This is a genomic window from Rhodococcus sp. K11/5 (assembly GCF_055193735.1).
The window spans coordinates 2,675,802-2,693,150 of record NZ_CM143721.1 but is presented as its reverse complement, the minus strand read 5'-3'; the positions used below and the strand labels follow the sequence as shown (position 1 = coordinate 2,693,150).

The 17,349-nt window shown below is 67.7% G+C and carries 15 protein-coding genes; 9 read left to right on the top strand and 6 right to left on the bottom strand.

The features are described 5' to 3' along the window. Positions 1 to 24: 24 nt before the first annotated feature. The 7 genes from dxr to ACY466_RS12655 all read left to right on the top strand — a co-directional run bounded on the left by dxr (position 25) and on the right by ACY466_RS12655 (position 8,871). Entirely contained in the window at positions 25 to 1,182 is a 1,158-nt protein-coding gene (gene dxr / locus ACY466_RS12685) for a 1-deoxy-D-xylulose-5-phosphate reductoisomerase (RefSeq protein ID WP_463252268.1), read from the top strand. Positions 1,183 to 1,191: 9 nt separating this feature from the next. Further along, positions 1,192 to 2,412 (top strand): M50 family metallopeptidase, encoded by a 1,221-nt coding sequence (locus ACY466_RS12680; protein WP_463245734.1) that lies wholly within the window; start codon positions 1,192 to 1,194, stop codon positions 2,410 to 2,412. A 93-nt stretch (positions 2,413 to 2,505) separates the two neighbouring features. Continuing rightward, positions 2,506 to 3,639, top strand: coding sequence for a flavodoxin-dependent (E)-4-hydroxy-3-methylbut-2-enyl-diphosphate synthase (gene ispG, locus ACY466_RS12675; protein WP_463252267.1), 1,134 nt, complete (start codon positions 2,506 to 2,508; stop codon positions 3,637 to 3,639). Positions 3,640 to 3,723: 84 nt separating this feature from the next. Then, the gene (locus ACY466_RS12670; RefSeq protein ID WP_463245733.1) at positions 3,724 to 4,560 is read left to right on the top strand and encodes a GNAT family N-acetyltransferase; all 837 of its coding nucleotides are present in this window, start codon (positions 3,724 to 3,726) and stop codon (positions 4,558 to 4,560) included. A 77-nt stretch (positions 4,561 to 4,637) separates the two neighbouring features. After that, positions 4,638 to 6,434: a penicillin-binding transpeptidase domain-containing protein gene (locus ACY466_RS12665; RefSeq protein ID WP_463245732.1), complete on the top strand. Its 1,797-nt coding sequence runs from the start codon at positions 4,638 to 4,640 to the stop codon at positions 6,432 to 6,434. A gap of 47 nt (positions 6,435 to 6,481) precedes the next feature. Further along, entirely contained in the window at positions 6,482 to 7,339 is an 858-nt protein-coding gene (map, locus tag ACY466_RS12660; RefSeq protein ID WP_463245731.1) for a type I methionyl aminopeptidase, read from the top strand. Then, on the top strand, positions 7,339 to 8,871 hold the full coding sequence (locus ACY466_RS12655; RefSeq protein WP_463245730.1) for a cobyric acid synthase: 1,533 nt from the start codon (positions 7,339 to 7,341) through the stop codon (positions 8,869 to 8,871). Before map ends, ACY466_RS12655 begins: the two co-directional genes overlap by 1 nt. On the opposite strand, the gene ACY466_RS12650 is transcribed toward ACY466_RS12655, so the two are convergent. From ACY466_RS12650 to ACY466_RS12640, 3 genes are read right to left on the bottom strand one after another with little or no spacing between them, the layout of a single operon-like run. Then, complete coding sequence (locus ACY466_RS12650; protein ID WP_463245729.1) at positions 8,872 to 9,597, bottom strand: ABC transporter permease; 726 nt, start codon at positions 9,595 to 9,597, stop codon at positions 8,872 to 8,874. Then, positions 9,594 to 10,520: an ABC transporter ATP-binding protein gene (locus tag ACY466_RS12645; protein ID WP_463245728.1), complete on the bottom strand. Its 927-nt coding sequence runs from the start codon at positions 10,518 to 10,520 to the stop codon at positions 9,594 to 9,596. Before ACY466_RS12645 ends, ACY466_RS12650 begins: the two co-directional genes overlap by 4 nt. Continuing rightward, positions 10,517 to 10,894, bottom strand: coding sequence for a GntR family transcriptional regulator (locus ACY466_RS12640; protein ID WP_463252266.1), 378 nt, complete (start codon positions 10,892 to 10,894; stop codon positions 10,517 to 10,519). The genes ACY466_RS12645 and ACY466_RS12640 overlap by 4 nt, the downstream gene beginning before the upstream one ends. A 111-nt stretch (positions 10,895 to 11,005) precedes the next feature. On the opposite strand from ACY466_RS12640, the gene ACY466_RS12635 reads away from it, so the two are divergent. Beyond that, positions 11,006 to 11,548: an alpha/beta fold hydrolase gene (locus ACY466_RS12635; RefSeq protein WP_463245727.1), complete on the top strand. Its 543-nt coding sequence runs from the start codon at positions 11,006 to 11,008 to the stop codon at positions 11,546 to 11,548. A gap of 4 nt (positions 11,549 to 11,552) precedes the next feature. Here ACY466_RS12635 and ACY466_RS12630 read toward each other — a convergent pair whose 3' ends face one another. The 3 genes from ACY466_RS12630 to ACY466_RS12620 all read right to left on the bottom strand — a co-directional run bounded on the left by ACY466_RS12630 (position 11,553) and on the right by ACY466_RS12620 (position 15,586). Then, positions 11,553 to 13,040 carry an HNH endonuclease signature motif containing protein gene (locus ACY466_RS12630; RefSeq protein ID WP_463245726.1) on the bottom strand — a complete coding sequence of 496 codons (1,488 nt, stop codon included), beginning with the start codon at positions 13,038 to 13,040 and terminating at the stop codon, positions 11,553 to 11,555. 123 nt (positions 13,041 to 13,163) lie between these two features. Then, complete coding sequence (gene mtr, locus ACY466_RS12625) at positions 13,164 to 14,552, bottom strand: mycothione reductase (RefSeq protein ID WP_463245725.1); 1,389 nt, start codon at positions 14,550 to 14,552, stop codon at positions 13,164 to 13,166. Continuing rightward, the gene (locus ACY466_RS12620) at positions 14,549 to 15,586 is read right to left on the bottom strand and encodes an alpha/beta hydrolase (protein ID WP_463245724.1); all 1,038 of its coding nucleotides are present in this window, start codon (positions 15,584 to 15,586) and stop codon (positions 14,549 to 14,551) included. The genes mtr and ACY466_RS12620 overlap by 4 nt, the downstream gene beginning before the upstream one ends. A gap of 171 nt (positions 15,587 to 15,757) precedes the next feature. Between ACY466_RS12620 and mqo the strand changes: the two genes are divergently transcribed. Next, positions 15,758 to 17,341: a malate dehydrogenase (quinone) gene (gene mqo, locus ACY466_RS12615; protein WP_463245723.1), complete on the top strand. Its 1,584-nt coding sequence runs from the start codon at positions 15,758 to 15,760 to the stop codon at positions 17,339 to 17,341. Positions 17,342 to 17,349: the final 8 nt, after the last annotated feature.

Below are 17,349 nucleotides of genomic sequence, written 5' to 3'. Positions count from 1 at the left end.
ACTGGTGCGGTGAGCGAGAATGCAGTGGACAACGACGCCCCGATTCGCGTGCTGGTCCTCGGAAGCACCGGGTCGATCGGCACGCAGGCGCTCGAGGTGATGGCCGCACATCCGGATCGCTTCACCGTGGTGGGACTCGCGGCGGGCGGCGGCAACATCGACGTGTTGAGACAGCAGATCGCGGCGACCGGAGTCACGGAGATCGCCGTGGCGGACGTAGAGGCGGCGCGTGGCCTCGATCGAACCGTGCGCACCGGAGACACGGCCGCGACCGACCTGGTGCGCGACGTCGAGGCGGACGTCGTGGTGAACGCACTGGTGGGCTCGCTCGGTCTCCCACCCACGCTCGCGGCGCTGGCGTCGGGCGCGCGACTGGCCCTGGCGAACAAGGAATCGTTGGTGGCCGGCGGCTCGCTCGTCACGCGGACCGCGGCTCCCGGTCAGATCGTTCCCGTGGACTCCGAACACTCCGCCCTGGCACAGGCGCTGCGCGGGGGAACCGCGACGGAGGTGGCGCGACTGGTCGTCACGGCGTCGGGCGGGCCCTTCCGCGGATGGGACCGGGAGGGGTTGAACTCGGTCACACCCGAGCAGGCCGGCAAGCACCCCACGTGGTCGATGGGGCCCATGAACACCTTGAACTCGGCGACTCTGGTCAACAAGGGGCTGGAGGTGATCGAGGCGCACCTGCTGTTCGGAATCCCCTACGACCGCATCGACGTCACGGTGCACCCCCAGTCGATCGTGCACTCGATGGTGACGTTCGTCGACGGCTCGACACTCGCCCAGGCCAGCCCTCCGGACATGAAGTTGCCGATCGCCCTGGCGCTGGGGTGGCCGCATCGGCTCGCCGGAGCGACGACCCCGCTCGACTTCGCGACCTCGATGCGGTGGGATTTCGAACCGTTGGACGACGCGGTGTTCCCCGCGGTCGCGCTGGCCCGGCGGGCCGGTGAACTCGGCGGGTGCATGACGGCCGTCTACAACGCGTCGAACGAGGTCGCGGCGCAGGCATTCCTCGACGGCGTGATCCCTTTTCCGCGCATCGTCGACACGGTGGGCGAGGTCGTCGATTCCGGCGCGGGGGAGTGGAGCGCCGAACCGGCTACCGTGGACGACGTACTCGCCGCCGATTCGTGGGCTCGATCGACCGCGCGTGCCCTCGTCCGGACGAAAGGCTGACCCACTCGCATGATGTTCGTTTTCGGCGTCGTCGCTTTCGCGGTGTGCATCGGTATCTCCATCGCACTCCACGAGTGCGGCCACATGTGGGTGGCCAAGGCCACCGGGATGAAGGTGCGCCGCTACTACGTAGGCTTCGGGCCGAAGATCTTCTCGTGGCGCCGCGGTGAGACGGAGTACGGCCTCAAGGCCATCCCGGCCGGTGGGTTCTGCGACATCGCCGGAATGACGGCAGTGGACGAACTCGCGCCGGACGAGGTCGATCGCGCGATGTACAAGCAGAAGACCTGGAGGCGCCTGGCCGTGATGTTCGGCGGCATCGCGATGAACTTCGTCCTCGGCTTCGCTCTGCTCTACAGCCTGGCCCTCGGCTGGGGACTGCCCGACCGTCAGACCCCGCCCGAGGCGGTGGTGTCCTCGCTGAGCTGCGCCGCTCCGAGTCAGTCCCTCGACGGCACGCTCGCTCCGTGCGAGGGCGAGGGTCCCGCCCAGCGCGCAGGGTTGACCGAGGGCGACATCATCACCGACGTCGCGGGCACCCCGGTCACCACCAGTGCGGAGGTCATCGACGCCCTGCAGCCGCTGCGCGGCGAGGTGCCGATCACCGTCGAGCGCAGTGGAGATCCGGTCACGGTGCCGGTACAGCTCGACGAGGTGCAGCGGGTGATCATCAACCCCGACTCCAACCGTAAGGAGCAGGTCACGGTCGGCGCCGTGGGCATGGGCGTCGCGACGGATGTGCCCCCCGACATCCGATACAACGCTGCGACGGCCGTCCCCGGCGCCGTCGACTTCGCGGGATACACCGCGGTGGAGACGGTCAAGGCGATCGCGGACCTGCCGTCCAAGGTCGTGGCGCTGTGGCAGTCGGTGACCGGTGCCGAGCGTGATCCGAACACGCCGATCTCGGTGGTCGGTGCCTCGGTGATCGGCGGTGAGGCCGCGGAACGCGGACTGTGGCAACTCTTCGTCGGCCTGCTCGCGACGCTGAACTTCTTCCTCGGTGTGTTCAACCTGCTTCCGCTGCTGCCACTGGACGGTGGGCACATCGCGGTGACCGTCTACGAGGGGATCCGCAACAAGTTCCGCGCGCTCCGCGGCCTCGGTAAGGGTGCGCCCGTGGACTACATGAAGTTGATGCCGCTCACGTACGTGGTGATCGCGATCGGCGGGGCGTTCATGCTGTTGACCCTGACCGCGGACATCGTGAACCCGATTCAGCTCTTCTGAGCCCTCGCACCCTCGGCGACTACAGTGGTGGAAGTGCGTCGGCAGCGGTTGTCGACGGACGACGAAAGGAACGAAGTGACCGTTGGACTGGGCATGCCGGCTGGACCCGTACCCGTGCTCGCCCCGCGTCGGCAGACACGTCAGCTCCAAGTGGGTGCCGTCGGCGTCGGGAGTGATTTCCCCGTCTCCATTCAGTCGATGACCACCACCAAGACCCACGACATCGACGCGACTCTGCAACAGATCGCGGAACTCACCGCGTCGGGCTGCGACATCGTGCGAGTCGCGTGCCCGCGTCAGGAGGACGCGGACGCGTTGGCCACCATCGCGCGCAAGTCGCAGATCCCGGTGATCGCGGACATCCACTTCCAGCCGCGGTACATCTTCGCCGCGATCGAGGCCGGCTGCGCCGCGGTGCGCGTCAACCCCGGAAACATCAAGGAGTTCGACGGTCGCGTCAAGGAGGTGGCGAAAGCCGCCGGTGAGGCGAACGTCCCCATCCGCATCGGGGTCAACGCGGGCTCCCTGGATCCGCGACTGATGCAGAAGTACGGCAAGGCCACCCCCGAGGCGCTGGTGGAGTCCGCGCTGTGGGAGGCGTCGCTGTTCGAGGAGCACGGTTTCGGAGACATCAAGATCTCGGTCAAGCACAACGATCCCGTGATCATGGTGGAGGCGTACCGCCAGCTCGCCGCCAGATGCGACTACCCGCTGCACCTCGGTGTGACCGAGGCCGGTCCCTCCTTCCAGGGAACCATCAAGTCCGCCGTCGCCTTCGGCTCGTTGCTCGCGGACGGAATCGGCGACACCATTCGCGTGTCGCTCTCCGCGCCGCCGAGCGAAGAGGTGAAGGTGGGGACGCAGATCCTGCAGTCGCTGAACCTGCGCCCCCGCAAGCTCGAGATCGTCTCCTGCCCGTCCTGCGGTCGCGCGCAGGTCGACGTGTACACCCTGGCCGACCAGGTCACGGCCGGGTTGGAAGGCATGGAGATCCCGCTGCGCGTGGCCGTCATGGGCTGCGTCGTGAACGGGCCGGGCGAGGCCCGCGACGCCGATCTCGGGGTCGCGTCGGGCAACGGCAAGGGGCAGATCTTCGTCAAGGGCGAGGTCATCAAGACCGTTCCCGAGGCGATGATCGTCGAGACCTTGATCGAAGAGGCCATGCGCATCGCGGAATCCTTCGAGGGTGAGCAGGAGTCCGGTGCCCCGGTGGTTTCCGTCACCTGAACTGCCCCACCGAACCGGACGAACGTGGCACTGTCGATGTGACAGGGGACGGCGTGCCCGAAGTCCGGCGGCGGAGGTGACACGATGCTGAAGCTGCTCGGCGCGAGAGCGGTGACCGCACGCGACGGTGCGGACGTCCACCGCGTACTCGCCGCGGACCCGGTGGGAAGTTGCATGATCGCCGCCCGCGTCGAGGAACACGGCATCGAACCGCGAATGATCAACGGCGAGTTGTGGTCTCGTGGCGGGCCGTTGTCGTCGCTGTGTTACTCCGGTGCGAACCTGGTCCCCCTGCGCGGCAGCATCGACGATCTACGGAGTTTCGCCGAGCGCGCGACTCGCAGTCCGCGGGCCTGTTCGTCACTGGTCGGTCGGGCCGAGTTGACGCTCCCGCTGTGGGATCTGCTGCGACCCGAGTGGGGTGCGCCGCGCGAACTCCGGGCCGAGCAACCGCTGCTCGCGTTGTCCGCCGCGCCCACCGTGGACCCCGATCCGGCGGTGACACAGGTGACCGGAGATCAGCTCGAGGTCTATCTGACCGCGGCCGTCGCCATGTTCATCGAGGAGGTCGGGGTGGACCCGCGCGCCGGCGACGGGGGCCGCGGATACCGCCGCCGAATCGCCGGACTGATCGCCGCGGGGCGCGCGTGGGCCCGTTTCGAGGACGGTCAGGTGATCTTCAAGGCCGAGGTCGGCTCGATGTCGTCCACGGTCGGGCAGATACAGGGCGTCTGGGTGCACCCGCTCCACCGTGGTCGCGGTCTGGGCTCCACCGGGACCGCCGCCGTGTCCGCGGCCGTGGTGGCCGGCAACCGGACGGCGAGCCTGTACGTCAACAGTTACAACCACCCCGCCCGACGCGCGTACGAGCGAGTCGGTTTTCGTCGGGTCGGCACGTTCTCCACGGTCTTGTTGGACTGAAGACCCCGCGGTTGGCCTCGGACACACCGAGTTTCGGTCACGGATGGGGTGCTCGGCGCGGCTTACGATGGTCCTCGATGAGATCTCGCTCCGCACGCCCGATCGCCGCCCTCGCCGCGGTCATGATGCTGTTCGCCGTCGGCGCGTGCACGCCGAAGCCGCAGGGGCCCGAGTCCGCCGCTGACGCGTTCGTCGCCGCGCTCGCCGCGCGAGACACCGCAGGGGTTGCTGCGGTCACCGATCGGCCCGACGACGCCGGGGACGCCGTCGAGCGTGCCTGGGACGGACTCCAAGCGGAATCGTTGGACGCGCAGACCGGCGCGGTCGAGGTGAACGGTGACACCGCCGTCGTCGACTACACCTACAGCTGGCGGCTGCCGCGGGAGCGAACGTGGACCTACAACGGGACGTTGGACCTGGGTCGCCGGGACGGCGAGTGGGTCGTGCGGTGGAACTCCACCGATCTCCATCCGCAGTTGGGCGACACCCAGTCCATGGTGCTGCGGTCGACCGAAGCGCCGCGGGCGCGGGTCAACGAACATGCGGGGTCCGACGTCCTGGTTCCCGGCAGCGTGTTCTCGGTGGCGTTCGACGCGAGCGAATCCACGGACGTCGTGGGAACCGCCCGCACCCTCGAACGAGTGATCGCGCCCTACGCGCCGACCGTCACCGCGCAGTCGATCGTCGAGTCGTCGACCGCGGCGAGCAGTCCCTATCAGGTCGTCGCCCTTCGGCAGGAGGACTACGACGCGGTCGGGCCGGGGTTGTCGGCCATGTCGGGCGTCACCGTCACGGAGCAGTCGGACCTGGTGTCCACCGACCGGACGTTCGCACCGGACCTGGTGAGCCAGGTCAAGAAGGCCGTCATGGATCGCGTCGACGGGGCCGCCGGGTGGAGCGTGGTGACCGTCAACGCGAACGGTGCCGAACAGGGCGTGTTGACCGAGACCGCGCCGGAGCCGGTTCCGTCGATCAGCGTCAGTCTCGACCGCCCCATTCAGGTGGCCGCGCAGAACGCCGTGAACGTCAGCCGCGACCAGGCGATGATGGTGGTGATCCAGCCGTCCACCGGGGACATCCTCGCGGTGGCTCAGAATCCCGCCGCCGACCGCGACGGGCCCGTTGCGTCCACCGGTCTCTACCCGCCGGGTTCGACGTTCAAGATCGTCACCGCCGGGGCCGCGATCTCCGAGGGTCTCGCCACCCCGGAGACGACGGTTCCGTGTCCCGGACGCATCGTGATCGGGGAACGCAGTGTCCCCAACTACAACGAGTTCTCGCTCGGCGACGTGTCGATGAGCACCGCGTTCACTCGTTCCTGCAACACCTCGTTCGCCAAGCTGGCGAGCGAGATGCCCGCGTCGGCACTGACCGACGCCGCGTCCCAGTTCGGTATCGGTCCCGAGTACGACGTGGTGGGTCTGCCGACCGAGTCGGGTTCGGTCCCGCCGGCCGACGAGCTCGTGCAGCGCACCGAGGACGGATTCGGTCAGGGCCGAGTGCTGGTGTCGACGTTCGGGATGGCGCTGGCGGCAGCCACCGTCGCACACGGCTCGACGCCGGTGCCGAGGCTCATCCAGGGGATCGACACCGCCATCGAGGGCGAGCACCCGGCCATCTCGCCGGAGATGGTGTCCGGCTTGCGGGGCATGATGCGGTCGGTGGTGACCAGCGGTACCGCCGATCGCATCGCCGATCAGGGCGAGGTGTTCGGCAAGACCGGCGAGGCCGAGGTCGAGGGTGGCTCCCACGCGTGGTTCGTCGGGTACCGGGGTGATCTCGCGTTCGCGACCCTCGTGGTGCGAGGCGGGAGTTCCGACAACGCCGTCGCCGTGACCAGGGACATGTTCGCGGCGTTGCCCGAGGGGTACTGACCTTCCCGGCTGTCGTGGCCGCCGATTCGGTGACTACCCTGGTCGACATGTCCGCTCGCACTGCCCTCGCCCCCGGAACCATCTCCCCGGTGCTGCCCGTACCGAAGAACGTCGAGCCGCCCGAGTACGCCTGGAAGAAGACGGCCCGCGAGGGCAACGAGCCCTGGGTGCAGACGCCGGAGACCATCGAGAAGATGCGTCTGGCGAGCCGGATCGCGGCGCGGGCCCTGCAGGAGGCCGGGAAGGCCGTCGCGCCCGGAGTCACCACGGACGAGCTCGACCGCATCGCGCACGACTACATGATCGACCACGGCGCATACCCGTCCACGCTGGGCTACAAGGGTTTTCCCAAGTCGTGCTGCACGTCGCTCAACGAGGTCATCTGCCACGGGATTCCGGACTCGACGGTGATCCAGGACGGCGACATCGTCAACATCGACGTCACCGCGTACATCGACGGTGTCCACGGCGACACGAATGCGACGTTCCTGGCGGGTGACGTGGCGGACGACGCTCGACTGCTCGTCGAGCGCACCCACGAGGCCACGATGCGCGCCATCAAGGCCGTCAAGCCCGGCCGCGCCCTGAACGTGGTCGGACGCGTCATCGAGGCGTACGCCGACCGGTTCGGATACGGAGTGGTGCGCGACTTCACCGGGCACGGCATCGGCACCACCTTCCACAACGGCCTGGTGGTGTTGCACTACGACGAGCCGTCCGTGTCGACGGTGCTCGAGCCGGGCATGGTCTTCACGATCGAACCCATGATCAATCTCGGCGGTATCGAGTGGGATCAGTGGGACGACGGGTGGACCGTGGTGACGCGTGACGGGTCCTGGACCGCGCAGTTCGAGCACACCCTCGTCGTGACCGACACCGGAGCAGAAATCCTCACGCTGCCCTGATGGGCGCACTGCTCGTCGCCGGGACGACATCGGACGCCGGCAAGAGCGTCCTGGTGGCCGGACTGTGCCGCCTCCTCGCTCGGCGAGGGGTGCGGGTGGCGCCGTTCAAGGCGCAGAACATGTCCAACAACTCCGTGGTGACGCTCGACGGCGGGGAGATCGGGCGCGCGCAGGCGCTGCAGGCGCGCGCGTGCGGGCTCGAACCCAGCGTGCGGTTCAACCCGGTCCTGCTCAAGCCCGGCGGGGATCGACGGTCTCAGCTGGTGGTGCGAGGTCGGGCGGTCGGCTCGGTCGGCGCGGCCGACTACATGAGGCATCGGCGTGAGTTGCGCGCCGTCGTCGCCGAGGAGCTGAGCGCTCTCCGAGCCGATTTCGACGTGGTGATCTGCGAGGGTGCCGGTTCGCCCGCCGAGATCAACCTGCGGGCAACAGATCTCGCCAACATGGGGTTGGCTCGCGCCGCCGACCTCCCGGTGATCGTGGTCGGTGACATCGACCGCGGGGGAGTCCTGGCCCACTTCTTCGGCACCGTGGCGATCCTCGATCCCGCCGATCAAGCGCTGGTCGCCGGGTTCGTGGTGAACAAGTTCCGCGGGGATCCGTCGTTGCTGCAACCGGGCCTGGACACGCTGCGGGAGCTGACCGGCCGACCCACCCTGGGCGTGGTTCCGTTCAGCGACGAACTGTGGCTGGACGCGGAGGACTCCCTCGGCACGGTGGCGGATGCTCCGGTGGGAAGACCCGGGCCTCCTGCCGGGTCGCAGTGGCTTCGGGTCGCGGCGGTGCGGTTACCCCGGATCTCGAACTCGACGGACGTGGAGGCCCTCGCGTGCGAGCCGGGGGTGAGCGTGCACTGGTGCACCGAACCGTCCCGGTTGACGGACGCCGACCTCGTGGTGATTCCCGGATCCAAGGCCACCGTGTCGGACCTCGAGTGGTTGCGTCGCACCGGCCTGGCCGACGAGATCGTGCGTCGGGCGGGCGAGGGGACACCGATCCTCGGTATCTGCGGCGGGTATCAGATGCTGGGTCGAGTCATCGACGACAGGGTGGAATCGGTGGCGACGGGGAAGTCGAGCGCCGGGCCGATCGAGGGTCTGGGGTTGCTCGATCTCGACATCGAGTTCGAACCGACGAAGACGCTCGGTCAGGTGTCCGGCTCGTTCGATGGAATGCCGTTGCGGGGCTACGAGATCCATCACGGTCAGGTCCGGCGTCACGGTGACGAGTCCTGGTTCACCGGGTCGGGGGGCGCGCCCGAGGGAAGTGTGTCCGGCTCGATCCGAGGCACCCACTGGCACGGTCTCCTGGAGAACGACGAGTTCCGTCGCGGTTTCCTGACGTGGGTGGCCGGTCGATCCGGGCGCACGGGCTTTCGAGTGTCCCCGGACACGAACGTCGACGAGGTGAGGTCGGCTCAGCTCGATCTGCTGGCCGACCTGGTGGAGCAGCACGTCGATGTCGACGCGATCACGGACCTGATCGACAACGGGGCGTCCGCCTCGTTGCCGATCCTGACGGTCCGCCGCTGATCACACCGTGGTGCGCCGGAGAACCGTCCACCCGGCCGCCGCGGACGCCGCGGTCAACGCGACCGGGAGCACGACCATGGTGAGTGCACGGGGGGCGTCGGCGATGGCCGACCCCAGGGCCATCCACGACTCGGACCAGGTCAGGTAGAGGGCGGCCGCGCCCAGGACCAGGATCGACCCGAGGGCCACGGTCCACAGACCGACCACGCGCCAGCGCAGGTAGAGGACCCCGAAGAGCATGCCGAGAAAGTTGCAGAGCGCGAACAGTGCGACGTACAGGGCGAGTTCGGTGACCCGTCCGTCGGTGAGCGGGGCGACGACGGAGAACATCCGCATCCGGACGCCGAAACCGTCCGTGGCTTGTTCCACCGTGGACAACGCGAACAACACGACCCCGAACAGAATCGCGTGAGCCACGGCGACGAGGCTGGTGGCCCGGAAGAAGTCGCCGCGGGTCACGCTCAGTCCGAGGGTGAACGGAAACGTCTGCGTCATCGCCTGGACGAACAACACCATGCCGAAGACGAAGACGAACGTCGCTCCGCCGGTGTTGATCTCGACGCCGTCCTCGGGAAGGAGCGAGAAGAAGACGAGGCTGACCGCGAAGATGGCGGCGAGGATGGCCGCGGGCCACACCAGCGCAACCTGCCAGCCGGTGGCGTGCACCCCCGCGACCTGGAGGGTTCGAGATCGGGTGGTCACGTCGGGGTCGATCGTCGTGGTCATGAGATGCTCGCCTTTCGGGTCGAGGGTCGTCCGGTGGTGGTGCTGTGCACCACGTACTGCTGGAGGGAGACCGGTTCGAGGACGACGCCGGCGGATCGCGCGTCGCCGATCTCGGTGTCGGTCAGGGGTCCGATCACGGTGCTGCGAGCCATTGCGCCCATCGAATCGTGGTGCAGCACGGTGCGTCCCGCGGTGAGTCGCTCGACGGCACCTGCGGCGCCGGAGACCGTGACCGCGCGACCTCGGAGATTCTCGGCGTCGTCGTCGACCACCACGGTGCCTCCATCGATCACGATCACGCGATCGATCAGGTCGCTGACCTCGTCGATGAGGTGGGTCGACAGGACGATCGTGCGAGGGTGGGCGGAGTAGTCCTCGAGTAGTCGGTCGTAGAACCGCTGGCGGGACACCGCATCGAGTCCGAGGTAGGGCTCGTCGAGGAACGTCAGCGGTGCACGGGAGGCCAGTCCGACCGCGACTCCGAGAGCGGACAGCATGCCGCGAGAGAGCTTCTTCACCTTGCGCGACTCGGGAACATCGAAGTCCGACAACAGTTCTCGTGCGAAATCGTCGTCCCACCCCTGGAGTACCCTCGACGCGGCGCGCAGCACGTGCTTGACCTTGAAGTCCTCGGGATACTTCTGACTCTCGGCGACGAAGCACACGTTGCGCATCACCGCCGCGTTCTCGAAGGGGGCCTCGCCGAAAATTTGTACCTCGCCCCGGTCCTGCCAGGCCTGACCGGTGAGGATCTGCATCATCGTGGTCTTGCCGGCGCCGTTGCGCCCGAGAAGTCCGTGGATGCGGTGCTCGTGGATGTCGAAGGACACATTCGTGAGCGCGTCGACGCTGCCGAACCTCTTCTCCACGTTGCGCACCGAGGCGACGACGCGGTCGGATCCGGAATACGGGGTGGTGGTCATCGGGGGGCCTCCGACAGCTCGAGGGAGTGGGCGTCGATCATCTGTTCCAGTTCCGCAGGTCCGAGGCCGAGCTTGCGGGCTTCGGCCACCAGGGGGCGGACGAACTGTTCGGCGAACTGCTCACGTCTCCGCGAGCGGAGCGCATCTCTGGCTCCCGTGCTGACGAACATGCCGATACCTCGCTTCTTGTAGATGATTCCGGCTGCGACCAGGTGATTGAGTCCTTTTCCCGCGGTGGCGGGATTGATGCGGTGGAACGCGGCCAACTCGTTGGTGGAGGGCACCTGACCTTCCTCCGGCAAGCTCCCGTCGATGATGGAGTTCTCGATCATCTCGGCGATCTGCGCGAAGATCGGTCGCCCGTCGTCGATCACCATGGCCACACCGCTGTTGGTTGGCTCAGTGGTTCATTACTCATGTAACTAACCATAGAACAGGGCGGGGACGAGTACAAGGGATTCGGCTCGTCCGGTAGCGTTTTGCCCATGCAGACGCAGACCGTGACCGTGCCGGCGGGAGACCTGGTTCTACGCGTCGACGGACCCGACAGTGGGCACGCGGTGATGTTTCTTCCGGCGTCGTCGGATGCGGTGGACTCGTTCGATCACATCGCGGAACGACTGGTGACGTCGGATCTGCGCACGGTGGTGATCGAGCCGTCGGTTCTCGAACTGGGTGACGCGGATCTGCTCGCGGTGCTCGACGCACTGAAACTCGCGTGGGTGAATCTGGTGGGGCGCGGTGAGGGCGCAGACCTGGCCTGGTCTCTCGCCGCACGCACCTTCGGCCGGGTGTCATCGTTGGTCGTGATCGACCGTGGTCATCCCGCCGTCCGCGAAGAGGCTTGTCCCGCAGTCGAATTGCGGACCACGATGGTGGTCGCCGATCCCGCTGCCCAACCCGACGCGTCCGCGAGCAGCCGGTTCGTCTACGGCGACTACCGCGTCATCACACTCGACGCCGCCGACCCCGAGGCGGCGTCCGCGGCACTGGCCACCGAGATCGTCATGCGCACCAGCGCGTGGTGACGGTTCACCCTCTCGCTCGGCTCGGCGCAGTGAAGTAGTGGTTGCCCAGCGAATCCTGGACGTGCACTATCCCGTGCTTCAGGATCTCGTACGTCCACTGCCCGCGGGTCTTCAGTCCGTGATGGTGCCGGCAGAGCGGTTCGAGGTTGGTCGCGATCGTCCATCCTCCGCGCTCGGGGCCGCGATGGTCGAACGGCACCGCGTGGTCGAGGTCGCACTCGGTGCTGGGCACCGTGCACCCGGGGTGAACGCAGGTGGGATACGTCGCCTGCACGACCAGCGCGAGTGCGTCCGACGGTCGGTATGTGGTCGCGCCGGGCGGCGGCGCGTCGAATCCGCCGTGCCCGCGGTCGTGGGTACGGCTGAACTCGATGTCGTGCGGTGATGTCCCGGCGATCCTCCTGAGGTGGTCGAGTTCGCGCTGCATGCGGCGGTGAGCCCGAGATCTGGCGGTGGAGCCGGCAGTCGAAGACCAGCCGGCGGGAAAGCGTCGGGTGCGCCGGGCTTGTGGTGCCGGGATGGGTGCGTGCGGTGGGTCCGTTGGTTTGTCCGGTCCGGTGCTTTCGCATCGGGAGCAGAGGCTCGTGCCATGCCGAGCGGCCTCGATGATCGCTTGCCAGGTGGCATCCTGCGCGATGCGGCGGGCGACGTCGGCGGGAATTTCACCCCAGCCGAGCAACTGCGCGGGCTCGCCCGAGAGTCCGGCCGCGACGGCAGCATCGATGACGATGTGGGCGTGCGGTTCTGCCGGTCCGGGGGCGTCGGTGGAGCGGCGAGTGCACTCCTCGCGCCCGCAGTCGCAGACAAGCGGACCCCCGGTGATCAGGGCATGTGCGGCGTCGAACATGCGAGCCTCGTTGCTGCGGGAGTCCAGTCCGCACAACCGCCCGACGGCATGGTCGACGACCGTTCGGGTGAGGTCGGCGATCTTCGCAGCGGGCCCGCGAAGGGTCATCCGGGCCTGCCCGCGGGGAAGCTTCTCGATGGTGACGCTGCGTTCGGCGTCCGCCCGAGTTCGGGCCTCGCGGTGCCAATCGGCGTGGTGCTCGGCGATGATGCGATCGAGTGCGGCGGTCAGAGAGCCGGGCGTGCATCGCTCTGCCGCGGAGAGGAGGCGCTCGAGGAGATCCTCGGTGACCGCGGGTACGTCGTTCAAGGTTCGGCAGAGCGTACGGAATTTGCCGTACGGCAGTCGGCCCGCGTCGAACGCGTCGCGAATCGACGGACGAGCGGTTCGGTACAACCCGAGTTGCTCGGTGACGGTGGACCCCGAGACGGCGAGGCGCGCGGCGACCTCGGCGACCGCGGACTTCTCCGCGGCCTCGGCGTCGAATGTCGCACCGGGGGAGAGAGCTGCCGGTCGGCAGCCCGCGCGGTCGACGAAGTCGCAGGCAAGACGGACGGCGCGGGCGAAGGCCGCCTGTGAGGCAACGGTGGCCGAGGAGAGGGCGTCGAGCGCGGCGACAGATTCGTCGATGGTGTTGGCGCGCAACGTCTCACCCCCCGGTGTCGTGGCCGAACCGGACCGCCCCCGCGATCCACCTCAGAAGGTAGCGCACCCCACCGACAGGAAATCGAACACGCGTTCTACCGAAACGATCGTCTTCGACTCCGACTACACGTCCAACCCGAGCAGCGCGTTCTCCACCACCTCGGGGAGGGCGGGATGGATCCAGTACTGGCTGCGAGTGATGTCGTGGACCGTCTGTCCCAGGCTCATCGCCTGGATGATCGGCTGGATGACCGTCGGCGACTGCTCGCCGATGATGTGGGCACCCAGGATGCGACCGGTACCGCGTTCGGCGACGATCTTGCAGAACCCCTCGTGGTCCTCCATCGCCCAGCCGTAGGCCACGTCGGAGTAGTCCTGCACCTTGACCGTGACGTCGAGTCCGGCGTCCCGCGCTTGCGCTTCGGTCATACCGACCTCGGCGATCATGGGGTCGGTGAAGACGGCGGCGGGGACGAACCGGTGATCGAACCGATCCCACCCGGTGGTGTCGTCCCACGACGGCTGCAGCAGGTTGCGCTGCACCACCCGCGCTTCGGCGTTCGCCACGTGCTTGAGCTGGTACGGCGACGAGACGTCGCCGAGTGCGAAGACTCCTTCTGCGCTCGTGCGCCCGAACTCGTCGACGGCGATCCGACCGTCGTCGCGCACGTCGATTCCCGCGGCCTCGGCGCCGATGCGATCGCTGTTCGGCTCTCGTCCGATGGCGACGAGCAGTGCGTCGCCGGCCACCTCCGAACCGTCCGAGAGAGTGACGATCGTGGAGTCGCCGTCCTGGCGAACTGCGGTGGCCTCGACGCCGAACCGCACGTCCCACTTCTGCACCGCCAACTCGCTGAATCGCCGGGAGACCTCGGCGTCGGAGTTGCGCAGCATCTGGTGTTTGCGGGCCAGCACGGTCACCGTGGAGCCCAGGGCCGAGAACACGTGGGCGAATTCCGCTGCGATGTAACCGGATCCGATGATGACGAGGTGCTCGGGGAGGGCGGGGAGTCGCATGACGTCGTTGTTGGTGTGGAAGGGGACGCCGCTGTCGGTGACGAAATCCGGAACCATGGCGCGCGAGCCGGTGGCCACGACGACACGGTCGGCGGTGATGACACGACCGGTGCCGGTGTCGATGGTGCGGGGTCCGACGAACGTGGCGTGGCCGGTGAACAGCGTGACGTTCGCGGACCCGCTGCGTCGGTACTCCTCGCCGCCGATGGCGATGGGATCGATACGACCGAACACCCGGTCCACGATGTCCGGCCAGCGCACCTTCTCGATGTGGGCGTCGATGCCGTAACGCGACGCGCGCCGCACCGTGTTGGCGACCTCGGCGGCGTAGACGAACATCTTCGTCGGAATGCAGCCGACGTTGATGCACGTCCCCCCGAAGGTGCTTTCCTCCAGGATGGCCACGCGACGGTCGTCGAACCTGCTGTCGACGATCGTGTTGCCGGATCCCGAGCCGATGATGACGACGTCGAAATGGTCGGTGTCGGTACTCATGATCCTGTTGCCACCTCTGCGTGATCGCCGCCGGAAGCGGCCGGGTCGAGTGTGCCGTCGACGTGCGCGTCGAGCCACACGTCCAGTTCCGCGAACGCTCGCGTGCGGGGCTCGGCGGTGGAGAGGAAGATGTCGTGGCGTGCGCCCTCGACGGGGACGATGGTGGTGCGGTTACCGAGGCATCCCGCCCACCGGGCGATCTGGCGGACGTCCAGGACGGCATCGGCCGCATCGACGTCGGGTACGTATTTCTTGGAGAAGCGGGTGACCTTGGACCGCAGGACGATCGACGGCACCCCGACGTCGAGACCGCGGTGCAGCGTCGCGTGGCCCTTGCGGACCGCACGAATCCATCCCAGCGCGACCGGGAAGCCGGCGAGCGGCTTCCACGCCAGGTCGTAGTCCCACTCACCTCGAGCGTCGGCGCTGATGGAGACTCCGTAGGTATCGAGACCCAGGCCGGGCAGAACCCGCGTGGGCGCGATCCTGCCGAGGGCATCGATCGCAACCGTGCCGACGCTCCGCAGCGCCGGTGCACCCTGCAGGTCGAACCACGGACTGTTGAGGATCAGACCCGAGACGCCGGCGGCGCGGGACCCGCCGCGCGTGCGCTCGAGGCGGTCGAGCCACAGCGGAAGAATCAGCCCACCCGTCGAGTGGCCCATCATCAGTACGTCGAGGCCGCTCTCGCGTCGGACCACGTCGAGCGCGCGGTCGAGCTCCGCGTCGTAGAACTCGAGGTCGGTGATGAAGTGCGGGGTCTGACCCGCGCCGATCGAGCGACCGCACTTGCGCAGGTCGAGCGCGTAGAACGCATATCCGCGGGCGGCGAAGTGCTCCGCGAGGTGGGTCTGGAAGAAGTAGTCGGTGTACCCGTGCACATAGAGAACGGCGCCGACGGGATCCGGGCGGTTCGCGGGAGTGTGCCGCACGAGGGTCGCGCGAATTTCTCCCTCGCCATCGGGGTCGGTACCGAGAGGTATGGTCAGTTGCTCGTATCCATCACCGAGTACGTCGGGTGCCCATGTAGTCACACTCACACAGTAATGGCCCGGACCCGTGGGTCACGCGGGGCACAATGAGGCAACAGCCCGTGACCGGTTGCACGATTGTGCCGGGTACGCCGAATAGACGGGTACACGAACACGAGCACGTTGGAAGAGCAGCGCGCGAGCGCATCCGTACGACGCCGGGACCGGCGTCGCTTGACGAAGGAAGTCGATCTCACCGTGGCCGACCATGACCCCAAGCACCTTTCCACGTCGTCGAAGAAGTCCGTGACCGAGAAGACCGATGTCGTACTCATCGGTGCCGGCATCATGAGCGCGACGTTGGGAACGCTGCTGCACCAGGTGGAGCCCACCTGGTCCATCACCACGTTCGAGCGCCTCGACGCGGCTGCCGCGGAGAGCAGCGATCCGTGGAACAACGCGGGCACCGGTCACTCCGCCCTGTGCGAGCTGAACTACACGCCCCAGAACAAGGACGGCTCCGTCGACATCAGCAAGGCGCTGAACGTCAACGAGCAGTTCCAGGTGTCGCGGCAGTTCTGGTCCCACGCGGTCGAGACCGGAATCCTGAACGACCCGAAGAACTTCATCAACCCCATCCCGCACGTGAGCTTCGTCCACGGCGCGGACAACGTGAAGTACCTGCGCGCGCGATACGACGCCCTGGCGGGTAACCCGCTGTTCCCGGGCATGGAGTTCATCGACGATCAGGCGGAGTTCACCCGGCGGCTCCCGCTGATGGCCCGTGGCCGTGACTTCTCCGACCCCATCGCCCTGAACTGGAGCGACGGCGGCACCGACGTCGACTTCGGCGCGCTGACCAAGCAGCTGCTCAATCACCTCGCCACGGCAGGCACCACCGTGCACTTCGGCCACGAGGTTCGCGATCTGTCCAAGCAGTCGGACGGCACGTGGACCCTCAAGGTCTACAACTCGCGCACGGGTGTCACCCGGAAGGTCAACACCAAGTTCGTCTTCGTCGGCGCCGGCGGAGGTGCGTTGCACCTGCTGCAGAAGTCCGGCATCGAGGAGGCCAAGGGCTTCGGTGGCTTCCCGGTCAGTGGCGAGTGGCTGAGGTGCACCAACCCCGACCTGGTGGGACAGCACTCGGCCAAGGTCTACGGCAAGGCGTCCGTGGGCGCCCCGCCGATGTCCGTTCCGCACCTCGACACCCGCGTCATCGGGGGCAAGCCCGGCCTGCTCTTCGGCCCGTACGCGGGGTGGTCTCCCAAGTTCCTGAAGAAGGGCAAGCCGACCGATCTCTTCGCGTCGATCAAGCCGAACAACATCATGTCGATGCTCGGGGTGGGTGTCACCGAGATGGCGCTGACCAAGTACCTCATCACGGAGTTGCTGCAGACCCAGTCGGATCGCGTGGGCACACTGCAGGAGTTCATGCCGACGGCGGCCGCCGCGGACTTCGAGCTGATCACCGCCGGCCAGCGCGTGCAGGTCATTCGGCGCAAGGGCAAGGGCGGCGTCCTCGAGTTCGGCACCGCGGTCATCAACGCGGGCGACGGATCGATGGCGGGTCTGCTCGGCGCGTCTCCCGGTGCCTCGACGGCCGTTCCGGCGATGCTCGACGTCCTGAAGCGGTGCTTCGCCGATCGATACGCCGGGTGGGAGCCTGCGCTCCGTGACATGGTCCCGTCCCTGGGAACCAAACTCGCCGAGAACCCGCGCCTGTTCGACGAGATCTGGTCGCACACGTCGCGCGTCCTGGAGTTGGACACCGACGTCGCCGCTCACCGGCGAGTCGCGTACTCCGGCACGGTGTGATAGCAAAC